This is a genomic window from Ruegeria sp. AD11(2025) (genome assembly GCF_056542405.1).
On the sequence record NZ_JBQFZU010000018.1, the window covers coordinates 1 to 20996 of the forward strand.

At 59.4% G+C, this 20996-nt stretch carries 21 protein-coding genes and 1 tRNA gene; 11 read left to right on the forward strand and 11 right to left on the reverse strand.

What is annotated here, in order from left to right; all coding sequences use genetic code 11:
- Positions 1-281 precede the first annotated feature (281 nt).
- Complete coding sequence (gene msrQ / locus ACR1XY_RS16435) at positions 282-896, reverse strand: protein-methionine-sulfoxide reductase heme-binding subunit MsrQ (RefSeq protein WP_480594697.1); 615 nt, start codon at positions 894-896, stop codon at positions 282-284.
- Positions 897-900: 4 nt separating this feature from the next.
- The gene (gene msrP / locus ACR1XY_RS16440) at positions 901-1803 is read right to left on the reverse strand and encodes a protein-methionine-sulfoxide reductase catalytic subunit MsrP (RefSeq protein WP_480594698.1); all 903 of its coding nucleotides are present in this window, start codon (positions 1801-1803) and stop codon (positions 901-903) included.
- A 256-nt stretch (positions 1804-2059) separates the two neighbouring features.
- Here msrP and ACR1XY_RS16445 point away from each other — a divergent pair, with 256 nt between their 5' ends.
- From ACR1XY_RS16445 to ACR1XY_RS16455, 3 genes are all read left to right on the forward strand, one after another.
- The gene (locus tag ACR1XY_RS16445; RefSeq protein ID WP_480594699.1) at positions 2060-3022 is read left to right on the forward strand and encodes a hypothetical protein; all 963 of its coding nucleotides are present in this window, start codon (positions 2060-2062) and stop codon (positions 3020-3022) included.
- A 163-nt stretch (positions 3023-3185) separates the two neighbouring features.
- Complete coding sequence (locus ACR1XY_RS16450) at positions 3186-4001, forward strand: cyclase family protein (RefSeq protein ID WP_480594700.1); 816 nt, start codon at positions 3186-3188, stop codon at positions 3999-4001.
- 34 nt (positions 4002-4035) lie between these two features.
- Positions 4036-4965: an alpha/beta hydrolase gene (locus ACR1XY_RS16455; protein ID WP_480594701.1), complete on the forward strand. Its 930-nt coding sequence runs from the start codon at positions 4036-4038 to the stop codon at positions 4963-4965.
- Positions 4966-5013: 48 nt separating this feature from the next.
- On the opposite strand, the gene clpB is transcribed toward ACR1XY_RS16455, so the two are convergent.
- On the reverse strand, positions 5014-7632 hold the full coding sequence (gene clpB / locus ACR1XY_RS16460; protein WP_480594702.1) for an ATP-dependent chaperone ClpB: 2619 nt from the start codon (positions 7630-7632) through the stop codon (positions 5014-5016).
- A gap of 101 nt (positions 7633-7733) precedes the next feature.
- On the reverse strand, positions 7734-8258 hold the full coding sequence (locus ACR1XY_RS16465) for a hypothetical protein (RefSeq protein WP_480594703.1): 525 nt from the start codon (positions 8256-8258) through the stop codon (positions 7734-7736).
- Between the two features lie 151 nt (positions 8259-8409).
- Between ACR1XY_RS16465 and ACR1XY_RS16470 the strand changes: the two genes are divergently transcribed.
- Positions 8410-8607 carry a hypothetical protein gene (locus ACR1XY_RS16470; RefSeq protein WP_480594704.1) on the forward strand — a complete coding sequence of 66 codons (198 nt, stop codon included), beginning with the start codon at positions 8410-8412 and terminating at the stop codon, positions 8605-8607.
- A gap of 195 nt (positions 8608-8802) precedes the next feature.
- Here the strand turns inward: ACR1XY_RS16470 and ACR1XY_RS16475 are convergent, their stop codons facing one another.
- The gene (locus ACR1XY_RS16475; protein ID WP_480594705.1) at positions 8803-9123 is read right to left on the reverse strand and encodes a hypothetical protein; all 321 of its coding nucleotides are present in this window, start codon (positions 9121-9123) and stop codon (positions 8803-8805) included.
- 152 nt (positions 9124-9275) lie between these two features.
- On the opposite strand from ACR1XY_RS16475, the gene pyrF reads away from it, so the two are divergent.
- Both pyrF and ACR1XY_RS16485 read left to right on the forward strand, forming a co-directional pair.
- Positions 9276-9980, forward strand: a complete 705-nt coding sequence (gene pyrF / locus ACR1XY_RS16480) for an orotidine-5'-phosphate decarboxylase (RefSeq protein ID WP_480594706.1) — start codon at positions 9276-9278, stop codon at positions 9978-9980.
- A gap of 359 nt (positions 9981-10339) precedes the next feature.
- On the forward strand, positions 10340-11593 hold the full coding sequence (locus tag ACR1XY_RS16485) for a DNA polymerase IV (RefSeq protein ID WP_480594707.1): 1254 nt from the start codon (positions 10340-10342) through the stop codon (positions 11591-11593).
- 2 nt (positions 11594-11595) lie between these two features.
- Here ACR1XY_RS16485 and ACR1XY_RS16490 read toward each other — a convergent pair whose 3' ends face one another.
- Entirely contained in the window at positions 11596-12456 is an 861-nt protein-coding gene (locus tag ACR1XY_RS16490; RefSeq protein WP_480594708.1) for an N-formylglutamate amidohydrolase, read from the reverse strand.
- A 149-nt stretch (positions 12457-12605) separates the two neighbouring features.
- Here ACR1XY_RS16490 and ACR1XY_RS16495 point away from each other — a divergent pair.
- Both ACR1XY_RS16495 and ykgO read left to right on the forward strand, forming a co-directional pair.
- Positions 12606-12680, forward strand: a tRNA-Val gene (locus tag ACR1XY_RS16495).
- A 90-nt stretch (positions 12681-12770) separates the two neighbouring features.
- Complete coding sequence (ykgO, locus tag ACR1XY_RS16500) at positions 12771-12896, forward strand: type B 50S ribosomal protein L36 (RefSeq protein ID WP_005648635.1); 126 nt, start codon at positions 12771-12773, stop codon at positions 12894-12896.
- A gap of 170 nt (positions 12897-13066) precedes the next feature.
- Here ykgO and ACR1XY_RS16505 read toward each other — a convergent pair whose 3' ends face one another.
- Positions 13067-13603 carry a hypothetical protein gene (locus ACR1XY_RS16505; protein ID WP_480594709.1) on the reverse strand — a complete coding sequence of 179 codons (537 nt, stop codon included), beginning with the start codon at positions 13601-13603 and terminating at the stop codon, positions 13067-13069.
- Between the two features lie 325 nt (positions 13604-13928).
- Here ACR1XY_RS16505 and ACR1XY_RS16510 point away from each other — a divergent pair, with 325 nt between their 5' ends.
- The 3 genes from ACR1XY_RS16510 (at position 13929) to ACR1XY_RS16520 (ending at position 16134) form a co-directional block, all read left to right on the forward strand.
- Positions 13929-14945 carry a Fe(3+) ABC transporter substrate-binding protein gene (locus ACR1XY_RS16510; protein WP_480594788.1) on the forward strand — a complete coding sequence of 339 codons (1017 nt, stop codon included), beginning with the start codon at positions 13929-13931 and terminating at the stop codon, positions 14943-14945.
- Between the two features lie 119 nt (positions 14946-15064).
- A complete protein-coding gene (locus ACR1XY_RS16515) occupies positions 15065-15619 on the forward strand; it encodes a helix-turn-helix domain-containing protein (RefSeq protein WP_480594710.1) in 555 nt (184 codons plus the stop codon).
- The gene (locus ACR1XY_RS16520) at positions 15616-16134 is read left to right on the forward strand and encodes an N-acetyltransferase family protein (RefSeq protein WP_480594711.1); all 519 of its coding nucleotides are present in this window, start codon (positions 15616-15618) and stop codon (positions 16132-16134) included. Before ACR1XY_RS16515 ends, ACR1XY_RS16520 begins: the two co-directional genes overlap by 4 nt.
- On the opposite strand, the gene ACR1XY_RS16525 is transcribed toward ACR1XY_RS16520, so the two are convergent.
- The 4 genes from ACR1XY_RS16525 to ACR1XY_RS16540 all read right to left on the reverse strand — a co-directional run bounded on the left by ACR1XY_RS16525 (position 16131) and on the right by ACR1XY_RS16540 (position 20890).
- Positions 16131-16856 carry a response regulator gene (locus ACR1XY_RS16525; RefSeq protein ID WP_480594712.1) on the reverse strand — a complete coding sequence of 242 codons (726 nt, stop codon included), beginning with the start codon at positions 16854-16856 and terminating at the stop codon, positions 16131-16133. The two genes, ACR1XY_RS16520 and ACR1XY_RS16525, sit on opposite strands and share 4 nt — an antisense overlap.
- Before the next feature lie 95 nt (positions 16857-16951).
- On the reverse strand, positions 16952-18196 hold the full coding sequence (locus ACR1XY_RS16530; protein ID WP_480594713.1) for a molybdopterin molybdotransferase MoeA: 1245 nt from the start codon (positions 18194-18196) through the stop codon (positions 16952-16954).
- The gene (locus ACR1XY_RS16535; RefSeq protein WP_480594714.1) at positions 18189-18674 is read right to left on the reverse strand and encodes a plastocyanin/azurin family copper-binding protein; all 486 of its coding nucleotides are present in this window, start codon (positions 18672-18674) and stop codon (positions 18189-18191) included. The genes ACR1XY_RS16530 and ACR1XY_RS16535 overlap by 8 nt, the downstream gene beginning before the upstream one ends.
- Positions 18675-18688: 14 nt before the next feature.
- A complete protein-coding gene (locus tag ACR1XY_RS16540) occupies positions 18689-20890 on the reverse strand; it encodes a HEAT repeat domain-containing protein (RefSeq protein ID WP_480594715.1) in 2202 nt (733 codons plus the stop codon).
- Positions 20891-20996: the final 106 nt, after the last annotated feature.

The window sequence follows — 20996 nt, forward strand, 5'->3', positions numbered from 1 at the left end:
CAGTCTCTCCTGAGCGTCTCAACCGTCTCTCCGGCCCGTCCCACCGTCTCACCGGTGCGTCCCAAGCGCCTCAGCAGCGCCGGTGAAGGGGGTTCTAAGTATAACCAGCACTAGCCGCAAGCAGAAAAAACACGAAATCTGCAAAAAACCGCGCAATCAAATAATTTTGTATTAAATCAATATGTTGAAGTGAGCCAAGTTGAACCCGCCGAGTATTTCCGTAAGAGCTACGCCACGAATCCCGGCTTCTACACAGAATTACCCACAGACTCGGCAGCGAGTCAGGCGGAATCGGCCTCACGCGGTCGAGTCTGCAGACCCGCACCCGGAAGGCGCAGCAGCAGCAAGCCAACGATCAGGGTCAAATAGACCAGCGGTTCGATCTGAAATCCCTTGGCCAGTATGACGTAGTGCAGCCCCCCCAGAACCGCTGCCGGGAAGACAAGACGTTGCAGGCTGCGCCAACGAGGCCCCAGTTTGCGCACGGACAGATTGTTCGATGTCACCGCCAGCGGCAGCATTAGGGTGAACGCGGCCATGCCGACCGTAATATAAGGGCGTTTGACAATATCAGCCCAGATCTGGCTGGGCACTTGAACATCCAGGACCAACCACACCAGCAGGTGCAGGCCGACATAGGTAAATGTCAGTACGCCAAGGGCACGGCGGAACTTCAACAGGTTCAGCCCGAGGAACCGTCGCAGCGGGGAAATCGCCAGCACCGCAATCAACAGTTGCAGCGCCAGCTCTCCGTACCGGTGTTCCAGCGCCTCGATCGGTTCCACGCCCAAACCACCGGTCAGCGCCTGATAGAACAGCCAAGGTGCTGGGAGCACTCCCAACAGATACACCGCCCAGACTGGAATACGGCGCAATGTCTGATTCACCCATTGCATAAGCTTAATAGTATTCCGACAGATCCATGCCCTCGTACAGGCCCGCAACTTCTTTCTCGTAGCCATTGAACATCAGTGTCGGAATCCGTTTGGCAAAGAGGCCGCCGCCGACCTGACGTTCCGAGGCCTGAGACCAGCGCGGGTGATTCACATTCGGGTTCACATTACTATAGAAACCATACTCGCGCGGGTTGGACATGTTCCAACTGGTGGGCGGCTCGACATCCGTCAGGGTGATCCGCACGATCGACTTAATTGACTTGAAGCCGTATTTCCACGGCACCACCAGACGCAGCGGCGCACCGTTCTGGTTCGGGATCGGACGACCATAGATGCCGGTGGCCATGATGGTCAGCGGGTGCATCGCCTCATCCAGGCGCAGACCTTCGCGATAGGGCCAGTCCAGAATCGGATATCGCACGCCCGGCATCTCATCAGGGATCACGGCGGTTTCAAAAGCCACGTATCTGGCGCCATCCTGCACGCCGGCCAAATTCAGCAGATCGGCCAGTTCGAACCCGTTCCAGGGAATCACCATCGACCAGGCCTCGACACAGCGGAAGCGGTATATGCGTTCCTCAACCGTCATCTCGGACATAATGTCTTTGAAGTCGTACTCGCCCGGATTGTCGACCAGACCGTCGATCTTGATGCTCCAAGGTTCGGTCGTCAGCGCGCCCGCATATTTGACCGGATCGTCCTTGCCGGTCCCGAACTCGTAATAATTGTTGTACGAGGTGATCTCTTCCCACGTGTTCGGTTCCAGCGCCTCCTGCGCCAAGGCGCCACGCGTCATCCCCGCCAGTCCGACACCCGCCAGCCCGGCCATGACTTGCCGCCGGTTCAGAAACGCCGACCGCGGGGTGACGTCGGCTTGTGTCAGTGAATTGGTCCAGCGAAACGCCATGTATGTCTCCAGTCGTCAAACTTACTCGGGTATGAGGTAATCCGCTGATAGCACAGAGCCAAGGAAACAGGCCTCACGATTGAGAGACGAGATTGTAACGTATCGGGCGCGCCCTCACCTCCGCAGCCCCGTCATTGCGATTCCAAAATGACACATAGCGACACAGCATTTGACAACGCTCCGGAAAAGAACTGGCGCAGTCTGAGCGGCTTCGATACGCCGACATATAGACGGATACCGATCAGAGATTATAGCAGTGCTGTTTGCCAAAGCCTTCCCTTTGTCCTTGTCCATTTTCTGGCGCTTGGCGGTAGTTTTGCCGGTCATGTTTATTGGATTGACCCTCTACAATCTGATCGGAGCCCTGGTCGGGTTTTTGCTGGGCCTTATTTTCCCGCCATTTGCATTTATTGTGACGTTCCTGATCATGGCCTCTTCCAGCGTCGTCCCGACCCTGCTTGGAACAAGGATGGGTCTGCAGGTCAAAGGCGTGAAACCCAGCACAGGAATCAAAGGGCTGTTCACCCCGGCGGTGATCTACGGCGCTGTCGAAGGCGTGAGCGTGACCCTTATCCTGGGCGTGGTTATTGCGGCCTCGATTTTCGTGATTTCACCCGACATTCTGCAGCAGAGTGAAGTCGCCGACCTGGCGCTTGAATATGTCGACCCGTCCTGGGCGCTTCCGGGGTTGCTGGGGCTGCTTGCGGTCTTTTTGTCCATATGCTCGATCCGGGCCAGCCTGCTTGTACCGATCACATCCGCCTCGGTCGGGCGGGACCCGGACGGTATGCACTATACGCCTTTCCGGCATTTTCGGGCGTCGTTCGGCCCGTTGTTTGCGCTGACCATCTTCAGCTACGTGGGGATGTTCGTCCTGCATGCGCTTCTTATCGCGTTGTTGATTGCCACGGACTATTTCGGGTCGTTGCAGGCTGACCTGCAAGAGCTTGAAGACATGACAAAGGGCATGGCATCCATCCGCCCAATCTGGTCGCTGATCGGTCTGTTCGTCGTCTACATGCTGATTGGAACCTGGGTTTTCAGCCTGCAATGCGCAGGCGGCGTTCTGGGGTATCTGCGTTTGCGCGACACGGCGCCAAAACTGGCCGAGGTGATCGAGGCCAATCTAAAGCCCGTGCAAAGCGCTGAGGACGCCCCACGGATGAGCGCGGAAGACCTGCGCGCCCTGCGCAAAAGCCGCCAGACAGGCAACTACTGAAGCCGGTCTGCGCGCTCGGGGGAGTGACGGTGGCGGTACCTTCGGCCAACCCGGACTTTACAACGCTTGCGGCAAAAATGCAGGCTGATCCTCAGGAACTGAAAACGAAAAGCGGGTGGCCTGCCCATCCGATCAGTTGAAGAACCTCAGAGGGAGAAGACGAATGTGTGACATTTGCGTAATGAACGCCGTCAAGAACCGTATGCTGTCGCGGCGCGGGTTTTTCAAAGCCGCAGCTGCCACCGGCGTGGCCGCCGCTGCAACCGGAGCTGCCGCGCCCGCGGCACTGGCTGCAGGTCACGGCGGGATCGAGGACATGACCCATCCGCTCAGCGCCGATTTCCCGACGTATTTCGGAGAACCGGGATATGCGTCCGAACAGGTATTCAATTTCGCGGACCATGGCTTCAACGTGCAACGGATGATGGTGAATGAACATACCGGCACGCATATTGATGCACCTTTGCATTTTTCCGCCGATGGGGCCTCGGTAGAGGAAATCCCGGTCTCGGATCTTGTTGCTCCACTCTGTGTCGTGGACATCGCGGCCCGCGCAGCCGAAGACGTGGATACGCTGCTCACCCCGGATGATCTGAGGGCGTGGATGTCGGCCAATGGCGACATTCCGGACGGCGCTTGTGTCGCGCTGTATTCCGGCTGGGCTGCCAAGGCCGATAGTGACGCTTATCGCGGGTTTGACGGTCAAGCACAGCATTATCCCGGTTTCCACGTTGAGGCTGCGCAGATGTTGATGGAAGAAACCGGCGCGCGCTCGATTGCATCGGACACCCTGTCTCTGGACCACGGCATATCTACAGATTTCGCCACACACTATGCATGGTTGCCAACAGGCCGCTTTGGGATCGAAAACATGGCCGGTCTGGATCGGGTACCTGCGGTCGGTGCCACGTTGGTCATAGGCGCCCCCAAACATGTCGGCGGCACGGGCGGTCCGGCACGAATATTTGCACTGATATAAAGCGGTTTCAGGGCCCGCTTTCCAAGCCTCTAATATGACCAAGACCAAAGACCATCCTTTGCCGAACCTTGCCCTGATCAGCCCCGAGGCCCAGGCGTTTGCAGCCCAGGCCCAGAGCCGCGATCTGAGCCTTCCCCTGGACGAGTTTCGAGTCATGTTGCGCGAGCAAAGCGAACAGGGGTGTGCGTTGGTGCTTGAAAAAACCGGCGTCACCCTGTCCAAGCAGGCAATCGCAGGCGTTCAATGCATGATCATCACGCCACCTGAACCGCGTGCAGGCCGCAAGCTTGTCTATCTGTTCGGGGGCGGTTTTGCCTTGGGCAGCCCGTTCGAGGATCTGCCGATTTCCGCCTCGCTCGCGGAAAAAACCGGTGCTGTTGTGATTGCGCCCCATTACCCGCTGGCCCCAGAACTCCCCTACCCGGCGGCCCTTGACGCCTGTACTGCGGTGATATCTTCCGTTCTGGCGGAAACGCCCGGCGCTTGCCTGTGCGGAGAATCTGCTGGCGGCAACCTGGCGCTGGCAGCGCTTCACCGGCTGCGGGCGACTCATGAACTGCAACCAAAAGCGCTGGCCCTGCTGTCGCCGTTTGTCGATCTGCTCAATCCCGGTGACAGCGGACAGGCTGACCAAGACCCGTTTCTCAACCAGTCGGAAATCGAGTTTTTCCGGTCCTGTTACGTGCCCCAGAACGCCGACCCGACGCACCCTGACATCTCACCGATCTACGGTCCGTTCGACGCCGATTTTCCGCCCGTCTTCCTGACCAGCGGAACCCGCGATCACCTGCTGAGCGGCTGCGTGCGTCTGGATCACCTCCTGCGTAGGGCGGGTGCGGACAGCACTTTGCGCATCTGGGAGGGCATGTGGCACGTGTTCGAATTCTACCCGGATATCCCCGAGGCGGACGCGTCGCTGACGGAAATCGCCGGTTTTCTGAACCGGCAATTTGCCGGGACATAAGAATAAAGACCCGCCGGGGTGGCGGGTCTTTCTTTTGTCGGGCGTTCGTTAGTGCACCACGGCATCATCCGGGCGGGGCCGCTCTGATGTGCCCAACCTGTCACCGATGATCAGGCCATCTGTCCCGGCCGTAACCGGAACGGTCTCACCATCCTTGATCTCACCGGCCAGCAGGGCCTCAGCCAGCGGGTTCTGCAGGGCGCGCTGAATCACCCGCTTCAGCGGACGCGCCCCGAAGACCGGATCATAGCCTTCGTTCGCCAGCCATTCCTTCGCGCCATTGTCCAACACCAGCTCGATCTTGCGGGCGGCCAGACGTTTCTGCAGGCGTGCCATCTGGATATCGACAATGCCATCCATATCGGCCCGCTTGAGCCGATCAAAGATGATGGTCTCGTCCAGACGGTTCAGGAACTCGGGCCGGAAATGCGCTCGGACCGCATCCATCACATCTCGCCGTGCCTGCGCGCTGTCAGCTCCTTCGGGCAACTGGCTGAGCGCCTGAGACCCGAGGTTCGACGTCAGGATGATCAGCGTCTGCTTGAAGTCCACGGTGCGACCCTGACCATCGGTCAGAACACCATCGTCCAGAACCTGCAACAGCACGTTGAACACATCCGGATGCGCCTTTTCGACCTCATCAAACAGCACGACCTGATAGGGCCGGCGCCGTACCGCTTCGGTCAGCACGCCACCTTCGTCATAGCCGACATAGCCCGGAGGGGCACCTATCAGACGGGCGACCGCGTGTTTCTCCATGAACTCGGACATGTCGATGCGCACCATCGCGTTGTCGTCGTCGAACAGGAAATTTGCCACGGCTTTGGTCAGCTCGGTCTTACCCACGCCGGTCGGGCCGAGGAACAGGAACGAGCCCAACGGGCGGCCTTCGTCATTCAGGCCTGCTCGTGCACGGCGCACGGCGTTGGCCACGGCGGTCACAGCCGCATCCTGACCTATCACGCGGGAATGCAGATCGTCTTCCATCCGCAGCAGTTTCTCGCGCTCACCTTCCAGCATTTTCGACGTCGGGATACCCGTCCAGCGTTCGACCACCGAGGCGATCTGTTCCGGACGCACCGTTTCCTCGGCCATCATCTGGCTACTTTCGGCGTTTTCGGCCTCGGTCAGCTTTTTCTCAAGCTCGGGGATGACGCCATAGGACAGCTCACCCGCCTTGGCGAGATTGCCTTCGCGCTTGGCGATCTCCAGATCAGCACGTGCTTTGTCGAGCTGTTCTTTCAGATCCCGTGCGCCCGCGAGCTTGTCACGTTCGGCTTGCCATTGGGCGGTCATCTCGGCGGATTGCTCCTGCAGATCGGCCAGATCCTTTTGCAAGGTTTCCAGACGATCCTTCGAGGCCGCGTCATCTTCCAGCTTCAGCGCCTCTTCCTCGATCTGCATCTGCAGGATCTGACGATCCAGCTGATCGAGCTCCTCGGGCTTGGAGTCCACTTCCATCCGCAGGCGCGACGCGGCCTCATCGACCAAGTCGATGGCTTTGTCGGGCAGGAACCGGTCGGTGATATAGCGATGCGACAAAGTCGCCGCCGATACCAGCGCCGAATCCGAGATACGCACGCCATGGTGCAGTTCGTACTTTTCCTTGATGCCGCGCAGGATGCTGATGGTGTCCTCGACCGTCGGCTCGGTGACCATCACAGGCTGGAACCGGCGCGCAAGGGCCGCGTCTTTTTCGACGTACTTACGGTACTCGTCCAGCGTGGTCGCACCAATACAATGCAACTCACCCCGGGCAAGCGCAGGCTTGATCAGGTTTGCGGCATCCATCGCGCCATCGGATTTACCGGCGCCGACCAGAGTGTGCATCTCATCGATGAACAGGATGATCTCACCAGCGGCTTCAGTCACCTCGGTCAGAACGGCCTTCAGACGCTCCTCGAATTCACCGCGATACTTCGCACCGGCAATCAACGCACCCATATCGAGCGCGAGCAGCTTCTTGTCCTTCAGCGATTCCGGTACGTCGCCGTTGACGATGCGCAGGGCCATGCCCTCGGCAATCGCGGTTTTACCGACGCCGGGTTCACCGATCAGAACCGGGTTGTTCTTGGTTCGACGTGACAGAACCTGCATCGAGCGGCGGATTTCCTCGTCCCGCCCAATGATCGGATCGATCTTGCCTTCGGCCGCTGCCTCGGTCAGGTCACGCGCATATTTCTTGAGCGCGTCATAGCCTTCTTCCGCCGATGCGGTATCAGCGGTACGCCCTTTACGGATGTCATTGATCGCCTCGTTCAGCTTCTGGGCGGATACAGCACCGGCTTCCAACGCTTCCTTGGCTTTGGACTTCACCATGCACAGCGCCATCAGGACGCGTTCGACCGGCACAAAGCTGTCGCCTGCCTTGGTCGCGATTTTCTCAGCTTCGGCAAAAACCTTGGCGGTCTGGCCGTCCATATAGATCTGGCTCGCGTCCCCGCTAACCTTCGGAATCTTAGACAGCGCCGCGTCCAGCGCCTCAACCACGCGGTTCGGTGCACCGCCCGCGCGGGTGATCAGGTTGCTGGCCAGCCCCTGATCGTCATCCATCAATGCCTTAAGTATGTGTGTGGGCTCCAGCCTTTGGTGCCCCTCGCGCAACGCAATCGTCTGCGCCGCCTGCACGAATCCCCGTGCCCGCTCGGTGAACTTGTTCAAGTCCATATTATTCTCCTTTTCCTCAAGCGCCCTGAATGTGATGCGCCCGCTTGGCGGCACGCGTCGGTCTGGGCCTCGCATTCAATCTGGTGAATTTCTGAACGCTTTCAAGACATAGCATACGCAAATGCCGCAGTGTTTTCTTCTATCTCCACGCACAACGCGCCGGTTGCCGTAGTTAACACATCGCAATGCCGGGAAGGTCCACAAGGCCGAAATGACACAAACTCATCAAAACCTTTGGCCTTGCCCGGAAAATCACGCTCAATTTTTTTCGCGTCTCCGACAAGAGAGTTTGAGTTGAATGTTTGCGCCGTCACGATGGCCTGTAAGACCATTGGTATTTTTCGAAATGGATTGAGTATTGTGGCCAGATGCTCGGTAAGAAAAACCAGTAAATCGTTGGTCGTGGCAACGACGAAGTTCATTCTGAAATGGCGAAAGACTGTAACCTGATCAGAATCCCACGCAATCAGTTGCCAGAGGATTTTGATGAACAACGTTGGCGGATACTCACCGATATCTGCGCTGTTCTTCTCAACTCGCGTACCTGGGTGCTGTGCGGAGACGTGGATGAATTCGTCCTGCCGACACAGCGCGAGCAGACCTTGCTTCAGATTTTGGAAAGCCAACTGCCGCAAAGTGTCGTGGGGCGGTGGGGTTCGAGGTCGAGCCGCTGCCAGAGGACCGGATGCAACTCAGGTCTTCGACACGCTATTCCAAACGCTTTGACTTGAGCGAACCGATCAAGTTTTTCCTGGGCGCACACGGGGCCTTCCATCCATGAGCCCACGCCCCGAATTTGCGCTGATTCACTTTCCACTGGCCAACAGGACATCCATGCAACACCGGTTTGACGCTCCGGAGGCCGATTTCGGGATGCTGCGCGATGCACCGGTGCAGGACCGCAGTTACCGTCACAGCGCTTTGATCAAGTGGGGAGACACGCAACGCCGCAAAGCCAACTCGTCTGCGCAATAGCGAGACGGTGACACAACCATCCCCTTACGTAATGCCATGCTGCAAGCCGTGCCACACCTGATCAGCTCGATGAAGATCGCCGAGGGCAAAGAATATCCTGTAGCGCCGCGCGGGCTGAGGAAAATCAATATCCTGGCAGAAATGGACGACAGGCTGACATCGCTTTTTCCTAGGGTCGGCCACGCCTGGGGCGGTCTATCGGCGAGGAACCGTAAAGACTGAATAGCCTCCGGTTGCCGCTACCTGCCGCGCACCATACATCTCGACCAAGGATTGCGCCGCATCGCTTCCTGTCGGACAGGATACAAGATCCGCCGCATCATCCAGAAAATCGATTGTAAAGGCTGTTTCCCCGGTCAGCCGACAATCGTCATCGGTGGACCGATATCCGCGCACAAGACGCAGATCATCATTTGTTGGTGACACGATGAAAGTGTCCGCAGCTTCTCTCTCCAGCGGCATGTCCTGACACGCCGCCAATACCAGAACAAGTCCAACTCCAATCCGTGCTTTCATATTCTCCCCCATCTGAAATGCGCCATTGAATGTCCTGCACCATATCACAGTCCGGTATTTGCGGGTTGGTTTTCGTCACCCTTCGGTCCCGCATGGACAGAGGCGCCCGAACCCGCTAGGACGCAGACGTTTGCCAAAAAGGAGCTTGCCCCATGTCCGATGACCGCCTGATCGTTGCCCTTGATGTCCCGAACGCCCTGCAGGGTTTAGCCATGGCCGAGCGGCTGGGCGACGCGGTGTCCTTCTACAAGATCGGGCTGGGAATGCTGACCGGAGGCGGTTTGGCTCTGGCCAATGAGCTGAAACAGGATCACGGCAAGCGCATATTTCTTGACATGAAGCTGTTCGATATCAGCAACACGGTGGAAAACGCTGTGCGGGGACTGGCGCAGTTCGATCTGGATTTCCTGACCGTGCATGGCGACCCGCATGTGGTGCGTGCCGCGAAAGAGGGGGCCTCAGGTAAAGACCTCAAGATTCTGGCGGTAACCATCCTGACTTCGCTGAACCGGGACGATCTGGATGCCAGCCTGCTGAAACAGGGCGACGTGCAGGATCTGGTGGTTGAACGTGCGGCCAACGCACTAGAGGCCGGCGCCGATGGTGTGATCGCCAGCCCGCAGGAAGCCGCCTTGATCCGCGCCCTGCCGCAGGCCGAGGGCCGCCTGATCGTCACACCTGGCGTCCGCCCGACCGGCTCAGCCTTCGGCGACCAGAAACGTGTGGCCACCCCGGCCAGCGCCATCGGCAACGGTGCCGATCACATCGTTGTCGGACGCCCGATCTATCAGGCCGCGGATCCGAAAGCGGCCGCAGAGGCGGTTCTTGCCGAGTTAAATTCCTTGACACAGCACTGAGACACCCTTGCAGATCGGCGGATTTTCACGCCGAAAACCGCAGTCAACCGGTTGACCTTGCGTCACTTTTCAGCTGGTCCGCGCCAAATCGACCCTGTGCCCCAAAACACACATGAAAAACCCGAGTTTTTCTAGCGCGATCTGGGTCCTATCGAAACCGGCGGTTTTAAGCGATTCTAGGGTCGTGATACTCCCCGCGGACCGTCTCTTCCTGAGGTCCGTCACCTCCCCCCGCCACTTCGCGGGGGGTCTTCTTCCGAACATCGCCGTTACCTTTGCATCCGCTGGTACTTTGCGCAGCAGCCAAGGCTGGTATAAGTAAGCCGCTGACTGGATCGCACGGAAGGCGGGAAAACTACATGCCCGGTCTCTGCCGAGATTGCCTGACCACCTTGACCAACGAACGGCGCTGTCCTGCCTGCGGCAGCCCGCGGGTAAAGACACATCCGGAACTGTTCGATCTGTCCATCGCGCATATGGATTGTGACGCCTTTTACGCCTCGGTCGAGAAGCGCGACGATCCGGAACTGGCCGACAAGCCGGTGATCATCGGCGGCGGCAAGCGGGGCGTTGTGTCCACCGCCTGCTATGTGGCCCGCATTCGCGGCGTCCGCTCGGCGATGCCGATGTTCAAGGCGCTGCAACTCTGCCCCGAGGCGGTGGTGATTAAGCCGCGCATGTCGGTCTATGCCGAAGTCTCGCGCGAGATTCGCAAGATGATGGATGAGCTGACTCCGGTGGTTGAGCCGCTGTCATTGGATGAGGCGTTCATGGACCTGTCCGGCACCGAACGCCTGCACGGTGCGCCGCCTGCCGTGATGCTGGCGCGGCTGGTGAAGCGGATGAAGGATGAGTTGGGCGTGACCGGCTCGATCGGCCTGTCGCACAACAAGTTTCTGGCCAAGGTCGCGTCCGATCTCGACAAGCCACGCGGGTTTTCGGTGATCGGTCAGGCTGAGACGGCGGGCTTCCTGTATGACAAACCGGTGCGGCTGATCTGGGGCATCGGTCCGGCCGCACAGGAATCTCTGGACCGCGCAGGTATCCGCAGCTTTTCCGACCTGCTGCGATGGGACCAAGAGGCGCTGACTGCGCGGTTTGGATCCATGGGTTATCGGCTGTGGCATCTGGCCCGCGGGCAGGACAAGCGACGCGTCTCGGCGCACGAGCCGATGAAATCGATCAGCAACGAGACCACGTTCTTCGAAGACACCGCCAGTCTGGACATTCTGGATGGCCACTTGTGGCGCATGTCAGAAAAGGTAGCCGACCGCGCCAAGGCCAAGGCGCTGGCCGGACGGGTCATCACGCTGAAACTGAAACGCGCCAATCACAAGATCATCACCCGCCGCCTGTCCCTGCGGGACGCGACGCAGATCGCTGACCGGATTTATCGCACCGCACGGGGGTTGTTCGATCAGGTCGGGGATCAGGGGCCCTATCGCTTGCTGGGCGTTGGCCTGTCCGATCTGTGCGCTGAATCGCAGGCGGACATATCGGGTGACCTGCTGGACCCCGGCGCCACCCAAAGGTCACAAGCTGAGCGGGCCACCGATGAGATCCGGCGTCGCTTTGGCAGCGATGCGATTGTCAAAGGCCGCGCCCTGCGCTGAGGTCACTCGGCGGCCAAACGCAGGGATTCCTCGCCGATACCGGCAATGTCCCGAATGATCTCACGCAGAATCTCCTGAAACGCGGCGAAGTTCTCATTCGGCTCGATTCGGACTTCGTCCATATACAGCGCCCGGTCGATCTCGATCTGTACGGCGTGCTGATCACGGGTCGGGCGGCCATAGGTCTGGGTGACGTAAGCCCCGGCAAACGGCGTGTTGCGCGCAACGTTCAGCCCGGCGGCGACAAAGGCCGCTTCGATCCGGTCTACCACATCGACCGACGCCGACGCCCCGAACCTGTCGCCCAGCACAACGTCCGGGCGTCTGGTTCTTGGATTGCTGACCATGGCAACGGCCTCATGCGGCATCGAATGGCAATCGACCAGAATCGCCTGCCCGAACGCCTTGTGCGATTCGGTGAGCAGGGATTTGATGCGGGCGTGATACGGGCGCCAGATGGTGTCGATACGCAGGCGGGCCTCATCCATCGTCAGCTTGCCGCGATAAATCGCACGCCCATTCGCCACCACGCGGGGAATCACCCCCAACCCCGAAGCCACACGCGGGTTGTGCCCATGACGGCGCGCGCCCTGAATCAGCGCCGGGTCCAGCTCCTCGGCGCTGCGGTTCAGGTCCAGATAGGCACGCGGCATCACAGCCGAGATCAACGGCGCGCCAAAATCAGCCGCCGCAGAAAACAACTGATCCACAAAGGCATCTTCCGAGGATCGAATCACGTTTTCGCTCAGAACCGAGCGGCTGAGCATGGTTTCAGGGTAATTCCGGCCACTATGCGGAGAGGAAAACACCACGCAGGACGTGCGGCTGGTGGGCATATCCAATACATAGGGCGTGTTCTGCATGGTGACTCCTTGTTCGGTTTCAACATAGACCGGAAAATAGTTCTACCAAACCCCTTGAACCCCTCTGCGACTCCTTTTATAGACCCCGCTACCGGCGCGGGGATCCGCGCCCCATTTCGTTATGGGGCAGGGCACGCAAAGGTTTCAGTGGGCGGTTAGCTCAGCGGTAGAGCACTTCGTTGACATCGAAGGGGTCACAAGTTCGATCCTTGTACCGCCCACCATCGTTTCACTGTTCCGGAGTTCCGGGGCACCCGCTAACCCAGGCGCTGGCCACGTCCTTGATGAAGGCGCCGCAGATTGGAGACAGACCCATGAAGGTCAAGAACTCGCTCCGCTCGCTCAAGAACCGGCACCGTGATTGCCGGGTTGTGCGTCGCAAAGGCCGCGTCTACGTGATCAACAAGACGCAGCGCAAGTTCAAAGCTCGTCAGGGCTGAGAATTGCACATAACTGTTTGAAAGAACCGCGCCCCTGGGTGCGGTTTTTTTGTTGGGCACTTCTATGTCTGCTACGCGGACAAACCTGCCGTTTGTTCCACAAGCTGATAGGGGTGATACTGGCCGCTCTAAAGCACTTCTCCTAGTTTGGCGTTGAGATAAACAGCAGGCTAGTCGGTTAACCTTAAGCGCGCCAAGACTTCATCAACGGAATCCACAAACGTGCTACATTTTAACGAAACTACCTGAGTAAAATGGCCGCTGACATAGGTCTCAGTGTAGAAACCTTCCCACTCCTCAGTATCGCACTTTCTAAGATAGAGTTGATAATCGCCTTTGTAGTTCATCGAAAACTTGTCGAGTGATAATTCACTGTAGGCTTTCCTAAACTCAGCTCTGTTAGTTATTCGGGATATCCCTTTGAAGCTGCCAGCAGGAAACGACTCTTCAATCAGCATATTTGCCCTATTCGGCTCGCCAAGAAATATTTCTAGGCCATTCTCTAAATCGTGCGTGTAGTCAAAGTTGAATGCTGTGCCAGACGAATACCTTTCACCGTCGTTGTCGTTTGAGATGTGGTGATCGTCGCTGGTTGGAACAAATTTGCTTGCAAGGATTTCGCAGATCATACGACCCCCAATTGGGTCTTCTTGTGCAAATGACTGCGAACCTAGAAGAGCAACTAAGATGGCAGGGATAGCTTTCATTTTGTCCGCTTCCTCTTTCGATCATCTTACCTGAAATCAGCGTTAAGTCACGATTCAGTGCGGCACCCAAACTTCCTGCCAAGTCAAAATCGTGTTGCCATGGGTAGAATACCGTCAGTTTCAAATGTCTGCACTGGGCTCTATTTCGGTCATTTCCACCCGCATTTTTTCAGGTACTCGTAGCCTCATGCCTATACGCGCCCGCCAACGGCGACCTTTTGACCAACTAATTTTGTCGGAATTGCTTGCATCCCCTCGAGAATCGTTTAATTGACCAATTCAGTCGGATATCGATCCACCGAAGTTTAAAATGTTGGGACACATGATGCTGAAATCCTCTACCTGCATTGCCGCCGCTCTGACGGCCCTGATTGCAACCTCCGCCGCTGCCGAGGGGGAACTGAACCTCTATTCCTCGCGCCACTACGACACCGACGAAAACCTGTACGGTGACTTCGAAGAGGCGACCGGCATCACCATCAACCGTATCGAGGGCAAGGCTGATGAGTTGATCGCCCGTATGGAAGCCGAAGGGGCGAATTCGCCTGCCGATATCCTGCTGACCGTCGATACATCTCGTCTGGCGCGGGCCAAAAACGCGGGCATCCTGCAATCGATCGATAGCACCGTTCTGGAAGAGCGTATCCCTGCCAACCTGCAGGACACCGATAACGAGTGGTTCGGCTTTTCCCAGCGGGGCCGCATCATCTTTTTCGACAAGGAAAACGTGGCCAACCCGCCGGCCACCTATGCCGATCTGGCCAAGCCGGAATACAAGGGCCTGATCTGCATCCGGTCGTCCAGCAACACCTACAACCAGACCCTGCTGGCCTCGATCATCACCCATGAGGGCCCCGAGGCTGCCAAAGCCTGGGCCGAAGGCATCGTCGCCAACATGGCGCGTGACCCGCAGGGCGGCGACACCGACCAGCTGCGCGGCATCGTTTCGGGTGAATGCGGCATCGCAGTTTCGAACACTTATTACTTTGCCCGCGCCATCCGCAAGGACGTCAAAGGTGTGTCCGCTGACATCGACTCGATCGGCTGGGTCTTCCCCAACCAGGACAGCACCGGCGCGCATATGAACCTGTCCGGCGCCGGTGTGGCGGCGAACGCACCGAACAAGGAAAACGCGATCCTGTTCCTGGAATACCTGGCCAGCGACTCGGCCCAGAAATACTTCTCGGCAGGCAATGACGAATTCCCGGCGGTCGAAGGGGTCGAACTTGTGGACTCGGTCAAGGCATTGGGTGAGTTCAAGGCCGATGAGGTGAACCTGTCCGAAGTCGCAGAGAATCTGCCCGAGGCGCAGAAAATCTTCAACGAGGTCGGCTGGAACTGATCCGGTCAAACACACAGATCAAACGACAGGGCGCAGAAATTTCTGCGCCCCTTCTTGTTGCGTTACAAATTTTTTTGGACGATAATCTCAGATACGAACGCGATTCTCATATCTGAACAATGCTGGATGAACTCTCAAACCGCCTTGCCAACCGCCTGAACGAACTGCGCCGGGGCCATAGATGGTCACTGGACCAACTGGCCGAGCGCAGCGGCGTCAGCCGCGCCACCCTCTCGCGGATGGAGAAAGGGGATGTCAGCCCCACCGCGGAAACGCTCGGGAGGTTATGTTCCGCATATGGTCTGCCGATGTCCCGCCTGCTGATGATGGTCGAGGATAGTTTCGACCCACGCGTGCCCTTTGAACGGCAACCGGAATGGCGCGATCCCGAAACCGGGTTCACCCGCCGGTCGGTGTCTCCACCTGCCACCGGTCTCAGCGCCGAGGTTCTGGAAGGCCATCTGCCGCCCGGTACGGTGATCACCTATGACACCCCGCCAAAGCCCGGGCAGGAGCATCACCTGATCATACTGGACGGTGCCCTGACGCTGACGGTGGACGGGGTCGCACATGATCTGAATGGCGGCGATTGCCTGCGCTATCATCTGTCCGGCCCGACCCGGTTTGAAACAACGCCCGCTCGGGGCGCGCGATACCTGCTGGTTCTGATATGATTTTGCGTCTGGACAACAGCGGCTTTGACGACGCCCTGCAGGATCTGACGGATATCCTGCACGCCTGTGTACAGGACGGCGCCAGCATCGGGTTCGTCCTGCCCTTCACATTGGATCAAGCACGCGCCTATTGGCAGAACCATGTGCAGCAAGACATTCAAACCGGTGCACTGGACCTGTTCGTGGCCCGCGACAGTGGTCGGGTTGTGGGCACGGTGCAATTGATCCCGGCAGCAATGCCCAACCAACCGCATCGCGCCGATGTGGCCAAGCTGCTGGTCCACCCAAAGGCCCGGCGCCGAGGGCTTGGGCGCGCTTTGATGGACGCGCTACAGGATCGGGCGACCCAATTGGGCAGGACTCTACTGGTGTTGGATACGCGCAGCTCTGACCCCTCGCGCATCCTGTATCAAAGCATGGGATTTCAGATCGCCGGAGAGATTCCGAACTACTGCCGTAACCCGTTCGAAGACCGGCTGGAGCCAACGACTTATATGTTCAAGGATCTGAGTTAGGCCGAGCTTTTGCGCACGTTAGCGGCAAAGCAATAACCGATACCATGCACAGTCTTGATGAATGTCGGCGCGGTGGGTTCGGGTTCGATCTTTTTGCGCAACCGTGCCACATGCACGTCGATGGTTCGATCGCCCACAATGGTCTCGCGCCCGCGCGCCTTGTCCAGCAGTTGGTCCCGGGAAAAGACCATATGCGGGTTCGTCACAAAAGCCAGCAGCACATCGAATTCCGTGGTCGTCAACGGCGTGGCTTCGGATGCACCGGTTGCCGTCAGTGTGCGCTCATTCACGTTCAGCACCCAGTCGCCGAATTTGACCTGAGGCGTCTCGGCACCGTTGGCCCCTTTCTCTTCGGGCCGGGCCCGACGCAGAACGGTGCGTATGCGAGCCAGAACCTCGCGCGCCTCAAAAGGTTTGGTGATGTAGTCATCGGCCCCGAACTCCAACCCGACGACCCGATCGAAAATCTCATCTCGGCCCGAAAGAACGATGATCGGAATGTTGGAACTCACCCGCAGCTCGCGCGTGATGTCGAACCCGTTGCGACCGGGCAGACCGATATCCAGCAGGATCAGATCGATCTCGGAGGTGCCCAGAACAGCGTCCATCGCATTGCCGTCTGCGGCACAGCTGACCCGGCAACCCTGCTTTTCAAGGTAGCGCTGCAGAAAGGACGTGATCTGCGGGTCATCATCGACGACAAGGATATGTTCTTTAACCATAATCGAGTCCAAGCGGGCGCGTAGAGCTGGCACATAACAGTTGTAGCTGCCGCCGCCCGGCTCTTGCAAGAACCTGGCTGACCTGTCCAACGGTGTCAGAATCGCAGGAACTGCAACCCGTGGCCCTGCGGTAATGCCTCGGTTTCGGCCGGAATGACGGCCAGGCCATCCGCTTGCGCCAGCAACGCGACCCGACCGCTATAGGACGGCGCCATCAGGCGCAATCGAGGGGCGCCATCGGGTGACGTGCCCTCGATCATGACGGGGCGATATTCCTGACGGCCGGCGCGACGTTCCAGCGGCTCGGCCAGAACCGCCTGTTCCGGCGTGCGCGGAGCGTGGTGCAGACCGGCCCGGCGCGCCATCATATGCGATCCGATAATCTGCCATGTCACGTAGGCCGAGACCGGATTGCCCGGCAGCCCGACATAGAGCGCATCGCCCCGGCGGCCGAACATGATTGGTTTGCCCGGCTTCATCGCAACCTTCATCACTTCGGTCTGGCCACCGATTTCGACAAACAGGCGCGGCATGTGGTCTTCTTCACCAACCGATACGCCGCCCGTCGTAACGATCAGATCAGAGGAATCACAGGTCGCGCGCAACACCTGCTCCAACCGCTCGGGATCATCTTCAACCGGGCCCTTGTCGGTCAGGTCGATCCACGGTTTGTCCAGCAGCGCGCGCAGCATGTAGCGATTTGAGTTGTAAATTTGACCGGGGCCCAAAGCCTCGCCCGGCTGGCGCAACTCGCTGCCGGTCGAGAAGATCGTGACCTTGAGCTTGCGACATACTCTGACCTCGCCATACCCGGCCGAGGCCAGCGCGGCAGCCTCGCGCGCGGTGATCTCACATCCGCGCCGCAAGATCGGTGCACCGGCTTTCAGGTCCTCGCCCGCACGGCGGATATGCTGACCAGGCTCAGGACGGCGCGTAAAACGGATACCGTCAGCGGTGGTCTCGCAATCTTCCTGCATCAGAACGGCATCAAAATCCGCTGGCACCAGAGCGCCGGTGAAAATCCGCAGCGCGGCACCTGCGGGCGCATCATGGGCACCACTGTCACCTGCGGCCACACGCCCGGCGACCGGCAAGTCAAACGTCGGACCATCGCCCAGTTCCGTCGTTCGCACCGCATAGCCATCCATGGCCGAGTTATCAAAGGCGGGCATGTCCACTTTGCTGGTGCAGTCCTCGGCCAGCACCCGGCCGATGGCGTCGATCAGCGGCAGCGTCTCGGTACCGGCAACCGGATCGGACACGGCCAGACCCCGGGTCAGAGCTTCGGACACCGTCAAATACATTTGAGCGTGCCGGTCGCAGGCGCATCCATCAGCCATTTTGATCCTCCAATTGTTCGAACAGCTCTTCAAACCCGGCCCGTTCGGCCTCACCCAATTTCGGCAGGTAGGCGCGCGCCTCTTCCAGGTTCGGGCTGGGGTCACCCACAATCAGCAGCATCACCATGCCATGCCGCCCATGCACACGGCAACGGATGCCATAGACGCCCTCTTTTTCAAAGGTCAGGTCCATCTCGGGCTTGCCGCGAATCTCGAACGCGCGCGCACCCACAGGGATCATACGAATGATCGAGGTCACCGTATGCCGCCCCGTCGAGCCTTTGAAACGGACGGTCGATCCGGCCGGTACCTGCAGCAGCTTCGGCTCAAACCGAAAGGCATGGGCCGGAGTATCTGCGTTGAGGTCTATGATCTGGTGCACTACGGCGACCTCAGGGAGGTCCTCGGCCTGTGCGGCGGGGGCAAAGACCATCGCCCCCGCAATAATCGCTGCACTCAATTTCAGCGAAATCTTCATTTGTCTCTCCGGGTTCAGGCCTCTTGCGAGGGATTCCCCAGCAGATCGGCCAGCGCGCTGATCATCACCGGCCACTGGGCGCGACGGTCATCGTCGCGCAGCCCGGTCAGCAATTCGCGCCCAATGGACACCACCGCCGGGGAGCTGTCATTGACATAGGTCACGATTCGCTGCTCGGGGTTGGCCAGCAGGAAGGGCACGATGGACTCTCCCGCCTGATGCGGCGCCATCTCGGACAGCAGCCGCATTGCCGCCTGACGCACCGGGGCCGATTCATCATCGAGCTGGCTGCGCGCGACGTCCGGGGTGCCATCCCATCTGGTCAGGATGTGCATGGCGTCGATACGGAACGGGGTATCCCCGGTTTTCAACATCGCCCGCAGCTTGCCGCGCAACGCGTCTTGCGGCGGTAGCTTCGCCTGTTGCAGCAGTTTCAGGGCTTGCAGCGAAAGGGCAGAATCCGTGTGCGACAGGCCCTGGGTGATCAGATCGACAAGCTGGCGTTCATCCAGTTCCGAGCCGTGATGCGCCACGGCGACGCCCAACGCCGCAAAGGCTTGCTGGGCGACCTCGGTCTCGGGGTCATCGGCGATCTGTGCCAACATGATCTGCATGCCCTTCACCTCACCCAGCAGGCGTATGGCGGACATGCGGGCTTCACGTTCCAGCGCCTCAGCATCGTCATCCAGCGCAACGCGGCGACGTTTGGGGTGGCGGGTCGCCTTTGCCAACAATGCCTGTTCGCGTGGGCTCAGGGGCTGGACTTCGTCCTCCTCGGCCTCCTGTGTCATCTCGGCGGCAATGGCATCATGGCCAAGGATCGCGCCAAGGCTGGAGGTCGGGCCGTTTTCGCCCCCCTCGGACACGTCCAGCCCCGCCCCTTCCAGCGCGGCGATGTCGGTTCGCGGCGACTTTGCGAGCTGTTCTTCCGAATCCGAAATCGGGGCTAAAGCAATGGACAGCAGCAATTCGCGACCTTGCTGCAGGTTCAGATGCGGGCGGTCCGCATCGGTGACGATCATTGCCAGAGAGGCCACGGCCTTCAGCCGCACCGACCGGAAAGGCGAACGGCAGGCGCGCTGCAACCACTCTGCTGCTTCGCGCAATGGCGAGGTCGCCAGCGCATCGACAATGGCCCATTGGGTGCGCTCGGCCTTGAGGTCGTCGACGTCAACCGAGAACAGCGCATTCAGGCGATCCGCCACAAGCTCGGGGGCCAGTGCCGCCAGCAAGCCCAATGCCTGTGCCGAAACCTCGGGCCGGTGGCCGGTGGCAAGGAAATCCAGCACCTGCCAGCGCAAGTCCTCCTGATCCGCAATCGGCGTGGTTCGGTCCAGACGTTCAATCAGCGCCAGTTGCACCTTGGCTCCGGGGTCGCGCATCATGCGATCCAACAGTTCGGGCTCCGAGAAACCAGACTGGTTCAGCGCCGCGATGCGAATCTCTTCCACCGCGTCGGTAAGCGCCTGTTCGACCAATGCCGGATCGTTCGGCATAAGTGCCTCATAGGCGATCAGGCGCACGGCGCCGTCCTTGTCGGTGACGGACTTGCGAAGAATGGCTTCGGCTTCGACGCCACCAATCGTCGCCAGCGTCCCTAGGGCGCGATGGCGCAGGCGGCGGTTCGAAGATTGCGTGAAAACGCCCAAGGTCGGCACCGAGGCCTCACCGATCCGGCCCAGCGCTTCACAGGCCACATCACCCAGTTCCTGCCCGTCTTCGTCCATCAGGGCCATAACGATGGGTTCAATCGCCGCCGAGTCGCCCATCTGGCCCAAAGCCTTGATCGCGGCGATCTGAGTGTCGAGCCAGTCGTCCCATTCGTCTTGATGCAGTTCGTCCTCGTCCCACGTGATCTCGTCCCCGCGCCCGGTGACCAGAGTGCGCAGGTAGGGCGCGGCGTCTTCGGCCTTTAACTCAGCCAAGGCGGTAACGCAGGCGAGCTTCACCTCGCCACAGGGATCGTGGATCAGGTTTTCCAGCAGTTGCGGCGCGGCGTCTTGCACGCCCAGCGCGCCCAATGCCCGGGCGGCGTCTTGCCGGACGTCTTCGTCGTCGTCCAGCAGCGCCTCGACCAGGGCCGGGCTGTTCTTTGCGCCGATTGCGGTCAGCGCCTGAATGGCGCGCAGGCGGATCACGTCATATTCGGATTTTGCGTATTCGGAAAACAGGCCGGTGGCCTCATTGCGCAATGCGGTATCGGAATGCATGTTCATATCAAGCTGCCATGTTTGCGGTTGGACGGGTTGGGTGAAGTGGAAGGCAGGTTTCCCAACCGATACCTGCCTTCCAATGAGCCGGGGGTGCCCGACCCAAGGTCCC